6 protein-coding genes are annotated in these 3143 nt (G+C 63.6%); 3 read left to right on the forward strand and 3 right to left on the reverse strand.

What is annotated here, in order from left to right; translation table 11 throughout:
• The coding region (locus EN893_RS26010; RefSeq protein WP_164901106.1) for a GntR family transcriptional regulator at positions 1–422 on the reverse strand (422 nt) is incomplete at its 3' end.
• A 180-nt stretch (positions 423–602) separates the two neighbouring features.
• Here EN893_RS26010 and EN893_RS26015 point away from each other — a divergent pair.
• Positions 603–1865, forward strand: a complete 1263-nt coding sequence (locus EN893_RS26015) for a multidrug efflux MFS transporter (RefSeq protein WP_127272733.1) — start codon at positions 603–605, stop codon at positions 1863–1865.
• A gap of 39 nt (positions 1866–1904) precedes the next feature.
• Positions 1905–2279, forward strand: a complete 375-nt coding sequence (locus EN893_RS26020) for a DUF423 domain-containing protein (protein WP_127272732.1) — start codon at positions 1905–1907, stop codon at positions 2277–2279.
• Between the two features lie 34 nt (positions 2280–2313).
• Here EN893_RS26020 and EN893_RS38750 read toward each other — a convergent pair whose 3' ends face one another.
• Together EN893_RS38750 and EN893_RS38755 are read right to left on the reverse strand one after the other, a co-directional pair.
• Positions 2314–2451: a hypothetical protein gene (locus tag EN893_RS38750; protein ID WP_127270808.1), complete on the reverse strand. Its 138-nt coding sequence runs from the start codon at positions 2449–2451 to the stop codon at positions 2314–2316.
• Positions 2452–2513: 62 nt separating this feature from the next.
• Entirely contained in the window at positions 2514–2657 is a 144-nt protein-coding gene (locus EN893_RS38755; RefSeq protein WP_126068772.1) for a hypothetical protein, read from the reverse strand.
• A gap of 155 nt (positions 2658–2812) precedes the next feature.
• On the opposite strand from EN893_RS38755, the gene EN893_RS26035 reads away from it, so the two are divergent.
• Positions 2813–3143, forward strand: a 331-nt coding sequence (locus EN893_RS26035; protein WP_164901107.1) for a LacI family DNA-binding transcriptional regulator, incomplete at its 3' end; no start/stop codon positions are given.

Raw genomic sequence — 3143 nt, forward strand, 5'->3', positions numbered from 1 at the left:
GCCCGGAACAGGAATTCATTGCCCGACAGACGCGCCAGTTCGATGTGAAAATCCATGCCGACGCGATGCCATTCCTCGCGCGGCGTGTCGTTGTCGCAGGACTCGAGCATCGCCTCGATGACATCGAGGGCGCTCCGGTCCGCCAGGCTGCATGTCAGGCGAAGCGCCGCAACCTCGACCGCTTCCCTGTAGACGGCGATCTGCTCGAGTTCAGCCAGATTGATCGGCGACACCGTCCAGCCACGTCCGTCCCTGCCGACCAGGCCCTCGGTCTCGAGCCGCAGAAGTGCTGCCCTGACCGGGGTTCGCGACGCGCCGAAGCGGCTCTCGATCCAGCGCTCCGTCAGCTTCTCGCCGGGACCGATCTCGAGGCCCAGGATCATTTGCCGAAGCTGTTTTTCGACGCTCTGCATCTGCGACATTGTCGTTTCCATTTTCTGATCGTTGCTGGCGATCGTCTTGCCGGCCGCCTTTTCCGATCACGTTTGAGACGGTCGCATTGACAGCGGTCAAGCTTGCGTCCATCAGGGGCACCATCTTGGTATCCCAAATTGGTATCCGCAGCAAGCATCGATAAGAGTTGCTGGGACAGGACATATGACATGCAGCAGCAGAACACGCCCCCGGCGACCGACAGCACCTACAACATCCACTGGCGGCGCAATCTGTTCGTGTGCGTTGCCGGATCGTTTTCGACGCTTGTCGCCATGACGCTGCTTTTGCCGTTCCTGCCGCTCTATATCGAGCAGCTCGGCGCCGAGGGCCACGCGGCGATCGTGCAATGGTCGGGGATAGCCTATGGCGCGACGTTCTTCGCGGCGGCGCTGGTGGCGCCGCTCTGGGGACGTCTCGGCGACCGCTACGGCCGCAAGGTGATGCTGGTTCGCGCCAGCTTCGGCATGGCCATATGCATGTCGCTGACCGGCATGGTGCAGACGGTCTGGCAACTGGTGCTGCTGCGGCTGCTGATCGGGTTTGCCGGTGGCTATTCCTCGGGATCGACCATCCTCGTTGCCATGCAGACGCCGAAGGAACGCTCCGGCTGGGCGCTGGGCCTGCTGTCGGCCGGCATCACGGGTGGGGCTCTGGTCGGCCCACTGGTGGGCGGCGCCCTGCCGCCGCTGATCGGCATCCGCGCCACCTTTCTCCTCTCCGGCGGCGTCATCTTCCTGGCGTTCCTGGCGACCACGTTTCTGATCAAGGAGAATCCCCGGCCGAAAACAGCAGACGCCGCGTCGAAGCAGAAGCAGAAAGGCGGCTGGGCACAAATCCCCGACAAGCGGCCTGTCGTCGCCATGCTGGCGACCGGCATGCTGTTGAGCTTCGCCACCATGTCGATCGAGCCGATCATCACCGTCTATGTGCAGCAGCTCATCGAGGACCAGAGCCGCGTCACGCTGATATCAGGCGTCGTCATGTCGGCGGCGGCCCTTGGCGCCATCCTGTCGGCTTCGCGCCTCGGCAAACTCGCCGACCGCGTCGGCCACTGGAACGTCATCATCGGCGCGCTTGCCGTCTCGGCACTGCTGCTGATCCCGCAGGCCTTCGTCACGCAAAGCTGGCAACTCATCGGCCTGCGTTTCCTGATGGGCCTGGCGCTGGGCGGGCTCTTGCCCTGCATCACCAGCGTGATCCGCCACAATGTTCCCGATGGGGTCGGCGGCAATGTGCTCGGCCTGTCGATTTCCGCCCAGTATGTCGGGCAGGTCGCCGGTCCCCTGCTCGGCGGCTTTGCCGGCGGCCATTTCGGCATGCGCTCGGTGTTTCTGGGCACATCCGTCTTGATGGCCGGGGGCGCGGTGTATAACTGGCTGGCACAGTCGCGCCGCGAGCAGGACATGCTCGCCAAAGCCGGCAAGTCCTGACGGGATTGGGCATCCCTCTGATATCACGGAGCCATGGACATGAGCACGGCCGAACGACCTTCCGACAACAGCGGCCGTATCCTCGTCCTGGCCGGCGGCCTGTGCGGCGCCGCCGGCGTGGCGCTGTCGGCCGCGGCGGCGCATCTGGGCGGCGCCTTCGTCGGCACCGCCGCATCCTTCCTGCTGATGCATGCGCCGGTCTTCCTCGCCGCCGGATTGCTTGGGGCGAACCGGATGCTGCGCATCGGCAGCCTGATCCTGCTGGTTGGGCTTCTGCTGTTCTGCGGCGATCTGCTGGCCCGCGATTTCATCGGGTCGCGGCTGTTCCCGCTGTCGGCGCCGATCGGCGGCACGCTACTCATTACCGGCTGGCTGGCGATCGCCGCCTCGGCGCTGGTGCGCATGCGTTCCTGACGCCTGCCCGCGCCAAATGTAAAAGCGTGGGCTGCTAGTCCTGCCGGCGCTCGGGCTTGATGAGCAATTCGCGATTGCGTCGCCGCAGCTTCGCCAACCAATGCCGTTCCGGCCTCGCGATGCCCCAATAGTTGCGGTAGATGTCTTCGAACAGATAGCTGACGGGATGCATGATGTGCGCTCCTTCTAGTCCTTGAATCGATCCAATCGACAGGCGCGAAAAACCGACCACGATCAGCTCCGCTTGCGCTCCACAAGGAACCGCAACTCGCGAACCCATGGGCTGGCTTTGCCACGGCGCTTCTGCGTCGTGGTGTTCGACGAGATGCTCCAGTCGTTGCGGTAGATATCTTCGAAGAGAAAATTGACGGGATGCATGGCACAACTCCCCTAAATATGTTGAATCGATCCAATTTAGAGAACCACCGTTCGCTTGGATCGATTCAAACATACGCCTTGCCGAGACTGTGATCAAGTCAAAATTTGAACCGATCCAACGAAAGTGTTAGGAGGGAGGAATTCAGGAGACGAAGATGGCGCCATTGACCTCTGCAAAGACAAGACCGGTCCGTCTGGCGGACATTGCCAAGGCGGCCGGCGTGTCGCACGGCACCGCGTCCAACGTGTTCGCCCGGCCGGAGATCGTGCGCGAGGAGGTCCGCGAGCGGGTCAAGGCGGCAGCCGAGGCCATGGGATATGGCGGACCGGATCCCAAGGGCCGGCTGCTGCGCGCCGGCAAGGTCAATGCCATCGGTGTCGCGACCGCGGAACCCCTCTCCTATTTCTTCGACGACCCCTTTGCCCGGGTGATGATGGCCAGCATCTCGCAGGCCTGCGACGCGACCGGTGCGGGGATTTCGCTGG

The sequence above is a fragment of the Mesorhizobium sp. M7A.F.Ca.CA.004.04.2.1 genome (genome assembly GCF_004022825.1).
Lineage (GTDB): Bacteria > Pseudomonadota > Alphaproteobacteria > Rhizobiales > Rhizobiaceae > Mesorhizobium.

What these genes read in the sequence shown, in the direction of transcription:
- EN893_RS38755 (WP_126068772.1), bottom strand. Translation starts at nt 2,657, where the DNA reads ATGCATCCCGTCAATTTTCTCTTCGAAGATATCTACCGCAACGACTGG.
- EN893_RS26020 (WP_127272732.1), top strand. Translation starts at nt 1,905, where the DNA reads ATGAGCACGGCCGAACGACCTTCCGACAACAGCGGCCGTATCCTCGTC.
- EN893_RS26015 (WP_127272733.1), top strand. Translation starts at nt 603, where the DNA reads ATGCAGCAGCAGAACACGCCCCCGGCGACCGACAGCACCTACAACATC.
- EN893_RS38750 (WP_127270808.1), bottom strand. Translation starts at nt 2,451, where the DNA reads ATGCATCCCGTCAGCTATCTGTTCGAAGACATCTACCGCAACTATTGG.